Origin of the sequence: Chryseobacterium sp. CP-77 (genome assembly GCF_036362765.1) — a bacterium.
Taxonomy (GTDB): Bacteria; Bacteroidota; Bacteroidia; order Flavobacteriales; family Weeksellaceae; genus Chryseobacterium; species Chryseobacterium cupriresistens.
The window spans coordinates 4,095,001-4,110,691 of the sequence record NZ_CP143637.1; the positions used below are offsets into that span (position 1 = coordinate 4,095,001).

General features: G+C 34.9%; 13 protein-coding genes (1 of these 13 cut by a window edge). 9 read left to right on the forward strand and 4 right to left on the reverse strand.

From position 1 onward, the window contains the following. Nucleotides 1-548: the 5' portion of an IS110 family transposase gene (locus tag V0410_RS18310; protein WP_330745157.1), read on the reverse strand. It extends 448 nt beyond the left edge of the window; the window shows 548 of its 996 coding nt (coding positions 1-548); the start codon lies at nt 546-548; its stop codon lies beyond the left edge, outside the window. A gap of 760 nt (nt 549-1,308) precedes the next feature. Here V0410_RS18310 and V0410_RS18315 point away from each other — a divergent pair. The 5 genes from V0410_RS18315 to V0410_RS18335 all read left to right on the forward strand — a co-directional run bounded on the left by V0410_RS18315 (nt 1,309) and on the right by V0410_RS18335 (nt 7,664). Next, nucleotides 1,309-2,475 carry a T9SS type A sorting domain-containing protein gene (locus V0410_RS18315; protein ID WP_330745158.1) on the forward strand — a complete coding sequence of 389 codons (1,167 nt, stop codon included), beginning with the start codon at nt 1,309-1,311 and terminating at the stop codon, nt 2,473-2,475. A 126-nt stretch (nt 2,476-2,601) separates the two neighbouring features. Next, on the forward strand, nt 2,602-5,253 hold the full coding sequence (locus tag V0410_RS18320) for a 4-alpha-glucanotransferase (protein ID WP_330745159.1): 2,652 nt from the start codon (nt 2,602-2,604) through the stop codon (nt 5,251-5,253). Between the two features lie 139 nt (nt 5,254-5,392). Beyond that, the gene (locus V0410_RS18325) at nt 5,393-6,391 is read left to right on the forward strand and encodes a hypothetical protein (protein ID WP_330745160.1); all 999 of its coding nucleotides are present in this window, start codon (nt 5,393-5,395) and stop codon (nt 6,389-6,391) included. Between the two features lie 186 nt (nt 6,392-6,577). Further along, nucleotides 6,578-7,027: a hypothetical protein gene (locus tag V0410_RS18330; RefSeq protein WP_330745161.1), complete on the forward strand. Its 450-nt coding sequence runs from the start codon at nt 6,578-6,580 to the stop codon at nt 7,025-7,027. Between the two features lie 127 nt (nt 7,028-7,154). After that, entirely contained in the window at nt 7,155-7,664 is a 510-nt protein-coding gene (locus V0410_RS18335; RefSeq protein WP_202840411.1) for a ferritin, read from the forward strand. Nucleotides 7,665-8,095: 431 nt separating this feature from the next. Here the strand turns inward: V0410_RS18335 and V0410_RS18340 are convergent, their stop codons facing one another. Next, a complete protein-coding gene (locus V0410_RS18340) occupies nt 8,096-11,236 on the reverse strand; it encodes a UvrD-helicase domain-containing protein (RefSeq protein WP_330745162.1) in 3,141 nt (1,046 codons plus the stop codon). A 182-nt stretch (nt 11,237-11,418) separates the two neighbouring features. On the opposite strand from V0410_RS18340, the gene V0410_RS18345 reads away from it, so the two are divergent. From V0410_RS18345 to V0410_RS18360, 4 genes are all read left to right on the forward strand, one after another. Then, the gene (locus tag V0410_RS18345) at nt 11,419-12,165 is read left to right on the forward strand and encodes a hypothetical protein (RefSeq protein WP_110010633.1); all 747 of its coding nucleotides are present in this window, start codon (nt 11,419-11,421) and stop codon (nt 12,163-12,165) included. Between the two features lies 1 nt (nt 12,166). After that, on the forward strand, nt 12,167-12,973 hold the full coding sequence (locus V0410_RS18350; protein WP_330745163.1) for a hypothetical protein: 807 nt from the start codon (nt 12,167-12,169) through the stop codon (nt 12,971-12,973). A gap of 17 nt (nt 12,974-12,990) precedes the next feature. Beyond that, entirely contained in the window at nt 12,991-13,734 is a 744-nt protein-coding gene (locus tag V0410_RS18355) for a carboxypeptidase-like regulatory domain-containing protein (RefSeq protein ID WP_330745164.1), read from the forward strand. 148 nt (nt 13,735-13,882) lie between these two features. Continuing rightward, complete coding sequence (locus tag V0410_RS18360; protein WP_330745165.1) at nt 13,883-14,617, forward strand: SIMPL domain-containing protein; 735 nt, start codon at nt 13,883-13,885, stop codon at nt 14,615-14,617. Nucleotides 14,618-14,884: 267 nt separating this feature from the next. Here V0410_RS18360 and V0410_RS18365 read toward each other — a convergent pair whose 3' ends face one another. Continuing rightward, nucleotides 14,885-15,397, reverse strand: a complete 513-nt coding sequence (locus V0410_RS18365; protein WP_330745166.1) for a GNAT family N-acetyltransferase — start codon at nt 15,395-15,397, stop codon at nt 14,885-14,887. A 3-nt stretch (nt 15,398-15,400) separates the two neighbouring features. Next, a complete protein-coding gene (locus V0410_RS18370) occupies nt 15,401-15,622 on the reverse strand; it encodes a PspC family transcriptional regulator (RefSeq protein ID WP_002981826.1) in 222 nt (73 codons plus the stop codon). Nucleotides 15,623-15,691 lie beyond the last annotated feature (69 nt).

A 15,691-nucleotide genomic window follows, 5' to 3' on the forward strand; every position in this document is an offset into this window, starting at 1 on the left:
TTTTCTAAAAAATCTATATGCTTTTCTAAAACTTCAATCTCCTTTTTATTCATTTTTAAAAATTTAGAATCATATCCTATACTTTCAAGTTGTGAATAAAGATGTCTTTGCTTTAATAAAGAAGCTCTTAGCTTTATCTTAGAATTTCGCTCAGAAAACAGCACTTTAATTTTCTTTATGTTATCAGAGCATGGTTTCCATTCTATAAGCTCTTTTTCATGTTTCTCTGTGAACTCACAGATCCTTTTAGCATCAATTTTATCATTTTTACCCCTTATTAAGCCTATACTTTTCTTTAAGTGTAAGGGGTTAAGTACAAAAACTTTAAAATTAAAATACTCCAGAACCTGATATAATTCCCAATTATATCTTCCTGTATTTTCCATGGAAACTATAATCTCAGATTTCGGCTCTTGAAAAATTTTGAAGAATACTTTGATTGCCTTAGCTTCATTGGCAATAACATTAAAAGAATAAGAACCACACTTTTTAATACAGATATCCAGTGTCTTGGCACTAATGTCAATACCTATTACAATTTTTTCCATACTTTTGGTTTAAGTTATAAATGTAAGAGCAATTCATCTGATTCTTAACACCTTGATAATGGGCTTTAAATCCCGAATTTCTATTTAAGTCTTTTGATGAAAAAGCATTTAGTTCTTTATCGGAGTATGAATCATATTCTAAGGAATCTATAGTGTAACTAAATGCTTGCTCTTTTCTAAATGTAATCATTTATTTCATAGAACTAATCTAAAGGCAGGAGTCTCAACAAAGTGTTATCAGATAACTAGTATTACTTTTGCTTTTTTAACCTTTAAATCCTAAAGCCTCTAATAAAGTAGGCTGGATTCCTGCGGAATGACACAGTGGAAAGAAGCGGCGTAAATGAAAAAGAAAGATGTTATCGGAATTAATTAAATTACTCCATTTGGAAAAGATAACCCCGGAACCCGTATCCCGAATTTGTCACATCATTTATAACGCATCATTGATCGTTCGTTCACTATCCTAGCCCCGATAGGAATGGTTACCCCGCAGCTTGGGCTGGAGGGTGAATGTGGTGGAGTGTGGAAGTGCATGGGCGCGAGGAGTATGAATGGATAGCGGGAAACAGCTCCTGAAATTTTTGATGTTTGTATATGCTGATCAACAGAAATAAATGAGTAACCCAACGTCTTTTTGATAAGTAATATTTGTAATGGGTGAGCAACTTTATTCAATTAACAGAGATTTTTGTTTTTGTAATTTAAAATTGTGTAACTTAGTAAGGTAAAAACAGTTACGAATCTAAAAATATATACTATGAAAAAACATTTATTCCCTCTATTTTTACTGTTGCTAGGTATAAATGCGCAAGCACAGCAGGATTTCTTTGCGATTACAGGAAAAGATACCCAGAGTATTAGTTTCAATGATTTCCGGGCAATTGATGCAACAAATGGAACTTCAGGAGAGAAGTTTTTCACTACCGATTCTTCAGCAAAAGTGTTTTCCCAAGCAAGAAAAGGTGTTGTAGCAGAAGACAAAAATTCTTACAATCATTCTCAATCTGTAACATTAGCAGCTCTTGCCTATGACTCTTCGAACAATAATCTGATATACATGCCTATGTTTTCTTCGAATATCTATGTGTTGAATCCGAAGACAAAGGAAATTACTTTAGTGGAAAATAAGGTGGCAAGAGTATCATCATGTGATATTAATTCTCATATTACCAGAATGGCAACCGGATATAACGGTAACATCTATGCTGTCAATAATGCGGGGACACAGTTTTTGGAAATCAGCAAAAAAGCAGGAGAATACACTGTGACTGATCTTGGAATTATTAAAGATGACCCTTCTAACGGAAGAAATTCTTTTACGGCTATGGAAACTGGTTTTGGCGGTGATATGATTGCTGATGCAGATAATAACTTCTATATTTTTGCTGCTTCAGGAAATGTTTTCAAAGTTCTGACTAAAGATTTAAAAGCGCAATTTATAGGTAAAATTGCTGGCATTCCTGATAATTATTCCGTAAATGGTTCTGCTGTAAATGCTCAGGGGAAAGTGGTAATAGCAAGTGCAAAGGGAGGTGCTTTATACGAGGTAGATCTGACAACTTTGCAGGCTAAACAGCTTCCGGGAGAACAGGGACTTCATATTTACGATTTGGCAAGTAAATATTTTGCTAATGATAAATCTTCAGCAGTAAATACTCTGGTTGCTAATCTTGATATTTATCCGACAAGAGTTGATGAACACTATATCAACGTTCATGTTAATAATAATTTAAAAGGTGGCATTAAACTGAACATTTTTGATATGGCAGGTAAAAATGTAATGACTCAGAGTTTATCGGTGAAAAATGGCTCAACGGATGAAAAAGTATACCTTAAAGGATTGGTAACCGGAGCGTATATTGTAAATATTGCTGATGAATCAGGAAAAGTTATATTCAATAAAAAGATTTTAGTTACAAGATAATAGAGTGCTATAAATTAGCATATAAAGACCTTTTCAAATTATTTTGAGAAGGTTTTTTAATGATTATTTGATATCCAATAAGTTTTATTTTTCGATATTAAAATGTACTTTTATAAAAAAATATAGATGAAACTATACTTTAATGTAGGATATATTGTAAATGCTGGAGAAAATTTGCAGCTGGTATTTGGTGAAGACGAGAATACCGTACATGTCCATACTATGTTTTATGCGGAGAATGGTTTATGGAAATGCGAAGTAGACTATTTTTCAAAACTCATTTCTTATCATTACCGGGTGGTGAATGAAAAAGGAAATGTATTAAGAGAAGAATTTGTGGGGCATCATTTGAGTTTTCCACATAATTATAAGGAGTTTATCATTTTTGATGAATGGAATAACAAAAACTTTCCTGAGAATTATTTAAATAATAAAATTCTTTACAATAAGCTGCACGATTTTATTCCCGAAAAAGTTACGGTTTTAAAAAAACATACCCATCTGTTCAGAATAGAGGCCCCTATTTATAATAAGGATTGGAGGATTGTTCTTTTCGGAAGTACAGCATCACTGGGAAACTGGAGCTATGACAAAGTTGTTCATCTTAATCAGACAGATTTCGGAATGTGGGAAACTTCAGTTGAAATTCCGGAGAATGAATTTATCCAGTTTAAATATTGTATTTATGATACGAAAGAAAACAGGGTTATAGATGTAGAAACTGGAGAAAACAGATTTACAGTTGCCAATCCGCTGAGTGATGTGCTGCAGGTAGTTTCCAATCATTATTTTAGATTTAAGGGATATCAGATGTATCATGATGCTGGTGTCGCAATTCCTGTATTCTCATTGAGAAGTGAAGATGGATTCGGAGTAGGGGAATTTACAGATATTAAAAAACTGGCAGACTGGACGAAAGAAACCGGTCTTGGGATTATTCAGATTCTTCCCATCAATGATACAACGGCTAATTATTCATGGACAGATTCTTATCCCTATGCAGCAGTATCTGTTTATGCGCTGCATCCGCAGTATATCTCTTTAGAAAACCTTGATTATTCTTTACCGAAAGAATTAGTTGATGTCTATCTGTCTGAAAAAGAGAAATTAAACTCTTTGGATCTGATCGATTATGAAAAGATGATTGAAGGCAAGTGGAAATATCTTACAGCCATTTTCAACAAGGAAAAAGATAAAATTTATAAAGACAGAAATTTCAAGAAATTCATCAAGGATAATGAATACTGGCTTGTTCCTTATTCTGCATTCTGTGTTTTGAGAGACAAATATAAAACACCTAATTTCAACGAGTGGAAAACTCACAAAAAATATATTGCAGGAAAGATTTCACAGTTTTTTACAACGAAGAATAAAGACTATGATATCTCAATGCTTCATGCCTGGGTACAGTATCAGTTACATGTACAGCTGAAAGATGCTGTTGATTATACCCATAACCTGGGAGTTTCGTTGAAGGGAGATCTTCCCATTGGTATTTACAGATATTCTGTAGAAGCCTGGACAGAACCGGAATTATTCGGAATGGATTTTCAGGCTGGTGCACCACCTGACCAGTTTACTGAGTTGGGACAGAACTGGGAGTTCCCGACTTATAATTGGGAAGCCATGAAAGCAGACGATTATAAATGGTGGAAAAACAGGTTCAAAGCACTGGAACAGTATTTTGATGCCATGAGAATCGATCATATTTTGGGATTCTTCAGAATATGGAGAATGCCGGTCTCTGCTGTACAGGGAATTTTAGGATACTTTTACCCGGCTGTCCCTATTGTTTTGGATGAATTCAAGGCCTGGCAGATTCCGTTTAATTTTGACAGGTATTGTAAGCCTTTTATCAACAATAAGATCTTATGGGATTATTTTGGAGAAGAAAGCGCAAAAGCTCTTGAGTTGATGAACCGTAATGAAGATGGTACCTATACTTTTAAAGAAGAATTTAATACCCAGAGAAAACTCGTTGACTTCTTTAAGAAAAAATCATACGGATCTATTGAAGAGAAATTGATTTCCCTTTGTGCCAATGTTTTGTTTTTACCGGAAGAAAGAAATGGGAAGACGGTTTACCATCCCAGATTTAATGTTTACAATACAGAGTCTTATCAATACCTTCCCGAATCGGAACAGAAAAGTATATATGACCTTTACCACGACTACTTCTTCAGAAGACAGGACCGTTTGTGGTTTGAAAAAGCCATGGAGAAACTTCCTGTTATCCTGAATGCTACTAAAATGCTGATCTGTGGTGAAGACCTGGGAATGGTTCCTGCCTGTGTACCTGTTGTAATGGACGAATTGGCCATCATAGCATTAAAAGTACAAAGAATGCCTTCTGAAAATATTCCGTTCTATAATCCTAAGAATGCAAACTATATGAATGTAGTGACAGCTTCTTCCCATGACAGTTCAACGTTGAGACAATGGTGGAAAGAAGATCCTGTATTGACACAGAAATATTACAATCAACAGCTGATACAATACGGAAAGGCACCTGAAGATCTCAATCCCCACCTTGCTGAAATCATTATGAAGCAGCATTTGTATAATGAGGCTATGCTTGCTATTTTCCCGCTGCAGGAGTTTCTGGCAACAGATGCTGAGCTTACCAATAAGAAAATGGACAATGAAAGAATCAACAATCCGGCGGTTTTTCCACACTATTGGCGTTACAGAATGCATATAAAACTTGAAGATCTGAAAGAGAAAACCTCTTTCAACAAAAAAATTGCACATTGGATAAAAGATAGCGGAAGAGCGTAAATTTTACACTTGATTATCAGATAGTTAAAAATATTTTAAAAGAAGTTTAATCTTATGATTTAACTTCTTTTTTTTATTTGTATCAAAAAGATAGAATTAAGATATTCTGCTATATATTAACCAATTAACGACTATAGAGATGAAAAAAATATTTTTGGGATTAGCTTTTGGGTTGGGCGTTTTGACGTCTGCTCAGCAATATCCGAATAATGGTTGGGATGATGACGGTTATTATCAGAATGATGGAGGTTATTACAGTGACCAAGATGATAGAAATTATTTCCCTGACGATTATTATTACAATTATCCTCAGGACTATTATCCAAGTAATTATTACCAAAGCTATTATAACGACTACAGAGGAAGTATTATCAATATCGACTGGAACGGATTTTTCGTACAGAACAGATTAAGCAGATGGCAGGTAGACCAGATTATGAGATTGAATAATCTGTTTGCAAGTTTCACAGCATGGAATAATTTCTACAGATATAATCCGGACAGATGGTATTATGACAGGTTTTATGCACTGGAAAGAATTTTAGGACCAAGAGTATTTGTGGTTTTCCAGAATAACTATTACAGAGGTTCCAGCCCAATCGTATATTTCCAGAATTACAGAAGAACGTATTACGTACCGAGATATACGGTAATGCCAAGATATAGAAATATTAATATCAACGTTTACAGGGTAGACCGCTCAAGATTCCGTAGCATGGATAATCCTACTTTTGATATTATCAGAAGAGGCAGCAGACCGGATAACGGTTTCAGAAACACGGGAAACAATGGGAATTCAGGAGGATTCCGTGGAAATAACGGAAATAACAATAATTCCGGTTTCAGAAATGATAATAATGGTGGTTTCAGAAACAGTAACGGAGGCGGCTTCCGGGGAAATTCTGACAATGGAGGAAACAGAGGAAATAATGATAACGGAGGCTTCAGAAATAATAATGGCGGCGGATTTAGAGGGAATAGTGAAGTAAGAAAAGAAGCTCCTAAAAGAGAAAACAATAGCGGCTTCAGAGGAAACAATGGAGGAGGCTTCAGACAAAGATCTGAAAGTTCTGCACCTAGACAGGAAAACCGTGGAAATAGCGGTGGTGGTTTTAGAGGCAGTTTAGTAAAGAATTAATTTTCATATATTATATTTAAGTGGTGTGAAGGGCAGGTTTTTATAATCTGTCCTTTTTTTGTTGTTTTTTTAATTTGTTTTTGTTAAAATTTAACATTATTTATGAATTTGTTAATTTAACTTGTGTTTTAATTCATTATCAAAAAGGTATAATAACAAAATAACAATTAATTAAATTTTAAAAAGATGAAAAAATTAGTTTTAGCAATAGCATTTATCGGAATGGGAAGTTTTGCAATGGCACAACAAACTACAACTCCGCAGGACAAACAGGCAAGAGCTGCTGAAATGAAGCAGAGAATGGAGCAAAAACAACAGGAACATTTAGACCAGATGCAAAAAGACCTTAATCTTAATGCTTCTCAGGTAGCTCAGATAAAGGTACTTCAGGATAAAAGAAAAGAGGAAATGAAGGCAGAGTTTGACAAGCATAAGGCAGACAGACAAGCTAAAATGCAGGAAATGCACGCCAAAAGAGCCCAAATGGATGCTGATATGAAAAAAATCCTTACTCCTGATCAATATGATAAATGGCAGGCTGACAGAAAAGCAAAAGCAGAGAAAATGAAGATGGCTATGAAAGAAAGAAGAATGATGAAAAAGCCGATGAATACAGGAACTGCTGAAGTAAAATAACAGTTTGTAATTTTAGTTTTTTAATGTTTTAAGGGTGGATGTTTTTCCATCCTTTTTGTATTAATTTTCTTTAAAACTTTTGATTTAGGGCTTTTATTCCCTATTTTTGACTATAAATTTAATACGTATGGTTAGCGAAAAAATTGCAAAATTAATTAACGAACAAATTGCCCACGAACAATACGCCGCTCAATATTATCTTTCAATGTCTGCATGGTTTTCAGGAAAAGATCTGGATGGAATTGCCAACTATTTCAGAGTACAGAGCAAAGAAGAATTGATGCATGCAGATAAAATGTTTGATTATTTGAATGATGTAGGAGGAGAAATTATCATTGGAGAAATTCCAAAACCTCCACATGAGTTCGAAAACGCAACGGATATTTTTGAGAAAGCATTAGCACATGAGAAAGTCGTAACTAAAAGTATTTTCAATATTGTAAAAAATGCAAATGAAGAGGGAGATTTTGCAACAACATCATTCCTGCAGTGGTTTATCAACGAACAGGTAGAAGAAGAAGCGAGTGCTTCTCAATACGTAACAAAAATCAAAATGGTGTGCGATAATCCATCTGCATTATACCTTTTTGATCAGGAATTGTCACAGAGAGTATTTACTCCTGATACAACTGCTTAAGATTGAAAATTCTTCAAAATATAAAACCGTTATTCTTAAGAATAGCGGTTTTTTTGTTATGATAATGAATTATTTCCTATACGGCCGCCTTTGAATTCTGACAGCAGAAATAAAAACCACCGCTCCCAATACAAAACTTAGAAATAAAGAGTTGGCAATATTTTCAGCGGGCCCAAAATGGTGGTCATCTGGGGTAACGGGCGGGTCTAAGCAATCAACAATATTGTAAGTGACCACTGTCGTAAATAACATGATAATCAGGCTTATAAAAAAGGAGTTCAAGTATATTCTCATGGTTGGTTAGTTGTAAAACAAAATATAATCAAAGACTGTATGATTGTACTCGTCTTAGAATAAAAATACTAAAACCTTTTTATATTTGAACAATTTTTGTGAAAAATTGTTACAGTAATGTTTTGTAAATCTTCAGATTACAGATAAATGATCTGAGTTTTGAGTACTTTTTTGCCCAGACGTTCAAGAATGTTTTTATATCCTTCTACCTGTGCTTCATCTTTCGCTTTTGGTTCACCGGTTTTGAAATCTACAATTATATAACCTTCTTCACCCTTTAAAACACGGTCTGGCCTGAAAATATGGCTTTCTCCTCTTTCAGAGATCATGATATCTTTTTCGTTGATTACTTCCCATTTTTCATCAAAAAATTCTGCATACGTTCTGACAATTTCCTGTAATGTAATCTGTATTTCATTTTTTTCCTCCAGTGTAATCTGCCCTTCCAAAGCATAACCGTCCAATACTTTCACTATATCTCTTTCTGTATTGATCTTCGATAAAAGTTCATGCACAAAAAGCCCGATTCTTACCTTTTCATTTCTTACCTGATAATTTTTAGACGGCGTAGCAATTTTGATGGATGTACTTTTTTCATTAACATTCTTCAGGTTCTGGATATTCTGGGTTTTAAAAGAAGAGCTTTTATCTTTCGAATATTTCTTCAGCATTGCAGGATTTACCTGGTACACATCAAACTCGTCAGCCTGTTCAGGATTTTTTGTCTGAAGAAATTCTAAAAGCTCAAGATTATTAGAGGTCTTATTCGCCTTTTGCAGATAGAAAAACAGCTGTTCAACAGGCCTGGTGGTAGCCACGTATTGCAGACACAATCTGTCGATCAGGTTTTTATAAGAATTCTTTGTGTTGAAAAACAGAATTTCATCATCATAAGCTTCCAAGTTTTTACTGAACTGGTTGATGTTGACCGATTTTAAAGCTTCATTTTCATTGGTATCAAACCAGTTGGTAAATTCACTGTCCCGGTTTTTGTTCATCATTGGGATAAAAACAATCGGGAATTCCAGTCCTTTAGACTTGTGGATCGTCATAATCTGGACAGCGTCGATATTTTCCGAAGCCTGAATAGTGTATGAAGAAGCTTCTTCATCCCAGTATTTCAGAAACTCTTTGGTACTGGCACCTGCGTTCTGCGTAAAGTTGAAAAGCATTTCCAGGAAGTTCAGTAAAAAGTCTGTTTCTTTATTTTCAACAGAAAATTCGTTGATATAATATTCAATAAAATTATAAAGATTGAATCTCGGAAAGTTATCCTGTTTAAGCTGCAGCGAATATTTTTGCTGGATAAACTGTAGAATTTCTTCATGCCCTTCAATATCCAGAATTTCTTTCATTCCTAAAGTGAAATCCGGCATATCAATTTTTCCGAGTGTATTCAGATGGTACATCATCATAATCAGACAATGTTTATTCTTAGGATTGAGCTCCCAGCGAAGAAATTCAATAACAGCCTTTAACGTATTGGAAAGTTCCAGTGTAAGGCCTTTATCAGAAATCGTTTTAATATTGGTTTCTTCTCCTTTATAGCTGACTTTTAAAGCTCCCAGTTTCTGAGAATAACTGAAAATATCAAAATTTCCACGGCAAAGAATGGTGATGTCAGAAAACTTGAAACCATTATCCAGACATTCCTGGATATCTTTCCGCATCCTTTCTGAAGTATCATTGTAAAATTCTTCATTCGTAAGATTTTCGATCAGATTTACCTTTACGCGTCCCTCCATTTGGGATTTTGGATTTTGCTCAGCATCTGCCCCGAAAATATTCTGATGTTCTTCCAGCAATCCTTCAGAATGAAAACGGTACAGTTCATTGTTGAATTGTACAATGTTTCTGGCACTTCTCCAGTTATCCTTTAATACCAGAAGATCAGCTTCTTTAGGTGAAAATTCTTTTTTGTTGATGATATCCAGCATCAGTTTGCTTTCCCCGCCACGAAACCGGTAAATACTTTGCTTGGGATCGCCCACCAATGTAAATGATGTGTATTCTGTAGAAACACTGTGATCTCTCAGCGGAACAAAATTCTGCCACTGCAGTTCTGATGTATCCTGAAACTCATCAAAGAAATAATGCTGAAACTGTGAACCTACTTTTTCATAAATAAAAGCTGAAGGTTCATTTCTAAGATTTTCATTGATCAGAATATTAAACTTGGAAAGCAGAACAAGATCATTTTCTTCTTCAATTTTCTGAAGTTCATCCTGAATATCTTTGTTTACCTTTAAAGGAAGAAGAGCAGACAAAACTTTTTCTTTCTTTTGAGTTTCAATATACAGAATGATAAGTTTCATTCTGTTGTCGAGAAGTTGATCCAGGATTTCGAAAATTTCAGACTCTTTATGTTTCGATTTTGAAGACGCTCCCTTTCTATAATTATTGATAACAGAGTCTTCCTGCGTAGTAGGGAAAGGAAAACCAGTTCTTTTCTGCTGATAAAAATCGATAACCTTAGTAAAAAAGCCTCCGATTCCGTTTTTACCCTGAGCAAAATCTTCAATATCAATATTTCTTGATCTGAATAATTCAATAGAACTTGCGGCAAGCTCTGCAGACTGTTTTTTATTGAGAACAATCTCTTTACGAAGCGTATTCTTGATATTCTCATAACTGGCATCGTCAAAGCTTTTATTGCTTTTCAGATGCTCATAGTGAATATCCTTTACAAATTCCTTAGCCGAATCATAAAGATTTTTATTAAGATTGATCCTTTCATTGTTTTCAAGACTGTAGTCTACATAATCCATGAAAGAATTGGAAATAGTCTCATTCTCACCAATCTGATCCAGCATCTTATCAACGGCTTCTATCAGAAACGGTTCAGCTTCAATTTCAAGGTTAAAATTTTTAGCCAGTCCCAATTCATAGGAAAAACTTCTTACCAGCCTTGAGTTAAAACGGTCAATCGTTCCGATATTCAGTGTGGAATAATTGTGGAGAACATAATCCAGCATTTTTTTAGAACGCTGATGAAGGTCATCGATGGTAATTTTCAGGCCCTGTTCTTCAAATGCTTTCTGGATGTTTTTCAGATCCGTATTTTCTGCATAATCTTTAGCTGAAAAATTTCCCAGCCACGATAAAATTCTTTCCTTCATCTCGTTCGCTGCTTTATTGGTAAAAGTAAGCGCGAGAATATTCCTGATCGACTGCTGCTGATTAGGGTAGCGGAGACAGATCATCAGAAGCCTTTGTACCAGGGCATAGGTTTTCCCGGATCCGGCAGAAGCATTGATGACTGTGTAAGAATTTTGCATTGTTAAAAGAGAATTGAGACTGCAAGTTAGCTAAAATTTAAAAGAAACTTTAACAATTTAATTACGCTATTTAACAGTTTACAGGGTAAAAATCAAAAAGAAATATTAAAACGCGTTAACTGTGGTTAAACTTATGGGATACATTAAAAATAATTTTAGCTTTGCTTTATAAAAAATAGCCCGTGAAACTTAAACTATTCTTTTTCTTATCCTTTATTCTTTTTATTCATACCCAGGCCCAAAGCTATATATTTGGTAAAATCATTTCCGAAAACGGCACTGAAATGCAGGATGTGAATGTTGTCAATATCAGAACTGATGAGATCGTAGTTTCAAACAGGGATGGTCATTTTATGATTTCGGGAAGACAGGGAGATGAACTTCGTTTTATAAAAGCGGGTTATGAACGTATCACCAAAATAGTTTCCCAGGAAAATACACAATCTCCGATGAATATAAGTATGGTTCGCCAGACTATTCAGATTCCTGAAGTGGAAGTGAAACAGGGGCTCACCGGAAACCTTAAAATTGATTCAAAACTTTATAATAAACCTCAAAAGGTTGAAAAACTGCTCAAAGAAATGGATCGGTATATTGCTCAGAAATCAGATCCCAGAATACTGGCCGCAAAACCCGGGGAATTTGTACAGCCGAAAGGCCAGGGATTTTCTATTGGGAAAGTGAAAGATAAATGGGATGATGTAGATTTAATGAAGTACATCAGAGCAAGCCTTGGTGATGATTATTTTACCAATCTTAAAATTGAGAAACCTCTGATAGAACATTTTATCTATTATGTTTTTGCAGGCGGTTTTGAAAGGAAAAAAATCCTGAAATACGGATTCTGCAGTGATGCGGATCTGAACAGGTTTCAGCGTTTTGTCCTGACAAGAATTTCATCTTATCGTGCTCCGCAAACTCAAAGATAATATGGAAATAAAATATATCAGAAGAGTTTTATTATTAGTGCTTTTTTGTATCGCTTCAGTATTGTGGGGACAGCAAAAAATATCAGGAAAGGTAATAACAGGCGATGACCTTGATTTAGCTCCTGTACTGGTTGTTAATATCACAGGGAATAGAAGTGTATTAAGTGATATGTCCGGAAAATTTGAAATCGAAGCTAAAGAAAATGATGAGATCAGATTTGTAAAAGAAGGATATTACCGAGTTGATAAAAAATTGACCAAAGAAGAGATCGATGCTCCGTTCAACATAATTCTGAAGAAGATGGAAATTCAGATTCCTGAGGTCAGGATTAAGTATAGACCTACCGGAAATCTGGCAAAAGATAATCAGCATTATAATGAATCCAGAAAACTTCAGGCTTTAAAATCAGATATGGACGATTATATGAGAAGTCCGCTGAATCAGCCTTTACCCAATAACACCACATCCAAAACTTTTACAGGTCATGATTTCAATGCAGGGCAGGTCAATTTGTTTGGCGTATTTAATGCTGTAAAGAAATTGGCACAGCCTAAGGTTACCAAAGCCAATTACAATGAAACCCGGGATTTCCTCAGGAGGGTTAAGAATGAAGTAAATCTGGGGTTCCTTAAAAAGTACGGAATGGATGAAGAACAAATTGATGCATTTCTTCTGTATGCAGATAAAACCCGTTCATTGGCGAAAAGATACCGTAAAGATTTTAGTGTCACTGTCATTGAATATGAACTTAAAATTGCCTTCGGGGAATACAGTAAGACAAACAAATTAGAAGGAATTAAAGAATAATATATAAAAATCAGAAGTTGGGTTATTTTACTGAAAATATTGAAACATCCGGACAGAGAAAGTTTTTTCTTTTCCTGATGCTTCTGTGCAGTACTTTTATTTTTTCTCAGCAGAAAGTGACAGGGCGAATCGTAGATGACAATGGAGAGAATTTAAGTAAAGTAATTGTTATCAACATGTCTACGGATAAAAAAGTATATTCTGATTCTGAAGGTATATTTTCTATTGATGCCAATCCTAATGATGAATTAAGATTTGTAAAAGAAGATTTCAGAAGAGTTTCCAGAAAAGTTCTTACCAGTGATGCCAACCTGCCGCTCTTTGTTACCCTTTATCAGATCCCGAGAGATGTTGGTGAAGTAAAGATTGTAAAAAAACTCACCGGAGATCTGGAAACAGATTCCCGGATTGTAGCTAAAGTAGATAAAGGAGAACAGGTGAGAGATGCCGTCGGTCTTCCGCAGCCGGTCGGAAAAATGAGAGAAAAACCGGCAGAAGTAAAAAGTGTGCTTTTACCGATACTTTTGGGAAACCTGAATGTTCAGGGCGTATATGATCTGATAAGCGGTAAAGCCAGAAGACAGAAAAGACAATATCGGTATGATGATCTGCAGGAACATATTGCGTGGGTTCGGGACAGAATAGATGACGAATATTTTATTAGAGCAGGAATTCCCGGTGACAGAATCTCTGAATTTATTCAATTTTCGTTTTTAGCAAAACCTCAGGTACGAACCTATGTAAAAGCAAGAAATCTTTAGGGGGTCATGCTGAGACTGGAAGAGACAGTTCCGCTTTTTCTGGAGAGAGTAAACCAGGATCAAAAGTAATGTAAATGTTAATAAATTCTTAAAATGTTGGAATAGAAATTGATACAGTATAATGTAACAATCCAAATTCACACATTTTATGAATAAAAACATTTTTGCAGTAGCTATTGCAGCATTAGGTTTTGTAGTAGGTCTCGGTTTTTTGGGAAATGCTATTAAAAACAGGAATAAATCTGAAAATACCATTTCCGTGACAGGATTAGGAACCAAACAGTTTACATCAGATCTGATCACCTGGTCCGGAAGCTTTTCCAAAAATAATGTGGATCTCAAATCTGCCTACGATGGACTGGCGACAGACAGAAAAGTAATTAATGACTATTTGCTTTCAAAAGGGATACAACAGAAAGAGATCGTGTTTTCTTCCGTAGATATTCAGAAACAGTTCAGAAGCTATAATGATTCAAACGGAAACTATGTACAAGGGGAATTCTCCGGTTATAATCTCACCCAAAAAGTTTCTATTGAAAGTAAAGAAGTGGGAAAAATAGAAAACCTTTCCAGAAATATTACCGAGATTATCAACCGTGGCATTGAATTCACTTCTTCTTCACCAGCGTATTTCTACACCAAGCTGGCTACAGTAAAACAGGAAATGATTGCCAGTGCTACAAAAGATGCTAAAGAACGTGCTGAAAAAATTGCAGAAAATTCTGGAAGCAGTCTCGGAAATCTCAAGAAGGCAACCATGGGTGTAATTCAGATTACGGCACCCAATTCCAATGAAGATTACTCTTACGGTGGAACTTTCAATACTTCATCCAAAGAAAAAGAAGCCAGTATTACCATCAAACTGGAGTATGAAGTAAATTAATAGAAAAAGTTGTCTGATAAACTTTATAAAACCACAAAAGTCACAAAAGGACTCATTTTAAAACACTTTTGTACAGTTATGTGAGTTTAAAATTATACCTCATAAAAGCTCACATAAGATTGAAATCAAAGATTTTCACAAAACTTAGGTGAACTCATTATGCATAAAGTTTTGCTCTAAAAACTTAAGTGTTTAAAACTTTTGTGCCTTTTGTGGTCAAGAAATAGAAAATAAAAACGCCGGAAGACTATTCCGGCGTTTTATATTTTAAGCATAAATAATTTTATGAATTTCTTTTTTGGCTTCCTCTATATTTTCAGGAGTATAATTGGCCAGCAGCCATAAGTTTAAAGATTTTTTCCCTTCGCCATAGCTCGGCTGAACATGAGTAGTATCAATCAGACTGAAATTATTTCTCTGATAAAAAGAATACCGTCTTGAAGCATCTTCGCTCAATTCTGCAGGTTCAATTTCCAGAATAATACTTGGGTAATTTTCTGATAAATGATTCATAATATGAGATCCCAGTTTTTTACTTCTGAATGCTTCAAAAACTTCAAAATGCTCTACAAAAACAAAAGAACTCAGCTTCCACAGGATGAGGTAGCCAATAGCTTCCGATTCGTGGATAACAGACATGAATTCCACATAAGGATTTGTAAATAAACTTTCAAACTGATCTTTATCTCTTTGTTCGTCTACAGGAAAAGTGGTAGTATAAGAAGTATAGATTTCCTGAACTCTAGGATCTTCTGCGGAAGTAATCGGTAAAAATTTCATAATTTATAAATCAAAGACACTTGGTCTTCTGGTGATGAAAATATCTTTAATCCAAAGGGTGAATGCCAGTCCCAGATAGATCAGAAAGAAAAATCCAGCTGTAGCGAAAGTAGAATAGATGAAGAAAACTCTCAATTTAGAAACAGGAATTCCCAGCTTGGCTCCCATTCTGGTCAGTACACCAAACCATTCTCTTTCCATTTTATGACGAATATTACTCAGCATTTCCAGATTGTTATTTAAAAGTTTGAATCTATCAATCAAAGTTAAGGAATTTTTTTGACAAAGATTTTA

What these genes read in the sequence shown, in the direction of transcription:
- V0410_RS18315 (WP_330745158.1), top strand. Translation starts at nt 1,309, where the DNA reads ATGAAAAAACATTTATTCCCTCTATTTTTACTGTTGCTAGGTATAAAT.
- V0410_RS18320 (WP_330745159.1), top strand. Translation starts at nt 2,602, where the DNA reads ATGAAACTATACTTTAATGTAGGATATATTGTAAATGCTGGAGAAAAT.
- V0410_RS18325 (WP_330745160.1), top strand. Translation starts at nt 5,393, where the DNA reads ATGAAAAAAATATTTTTGGGATTAGCTTTTGGGTTGGGCGTTTTGACG.
- V0410_RS18330 (WP_330745161.1), top strand. Translation starts at nt 6,578, where the DNA reads ATGAAAAAATTAGTTTTAGCAATAGCATTTATCGGAATGGGAAGTTTT.
- V0410_RS18335 (WP_202840411.1), top strand. Translation starts at nt 7,155, where the DNA reads ATGGTTAGCGAAAAAATTGCAAAATTAATTAACGAACAAATTGCCCAC.
- V0410_RS18340 (WP_330745162.1), bottom strand. Translation starts at nt 11,236, where the DNA reads ATGCAAAATTCTTACACAGTCATCAATGCTTCTGCCGGATCCGGGAAA.
- V0410_RS18350 (WP_330745163.1), top strand. Translation starts at nt 12,167, where the DNA reads ATGGAAATAAAATATATCAGAAGAGTTTTATTATTAGTGCTTTTTTGT.
- V0410_RS18360 (WP_330745165.1), top strand. Translation starts at nt 13,883, where the DNA reads ATGAATAAAAACATTTTTGCAGTAGCTATTGCAGCATTAGGTTTTGTA.
- V0410_RS18365 (WP_330745166.1), bottom strand. Translation starts at nt 15,397, where the DNA reads ATGAAATTTTTACCGATTACTTCCGCAGAAGATCCTAGAGTTCAGGAA.
- V0410_RS18370 (WP_002981826.1), bottom strand. Translation starts at nt 15,622, where the DNA reads ATGCTGAGTAATATTCGTCATAAAATGGAAAGAGAATGGTTTGGTGTA.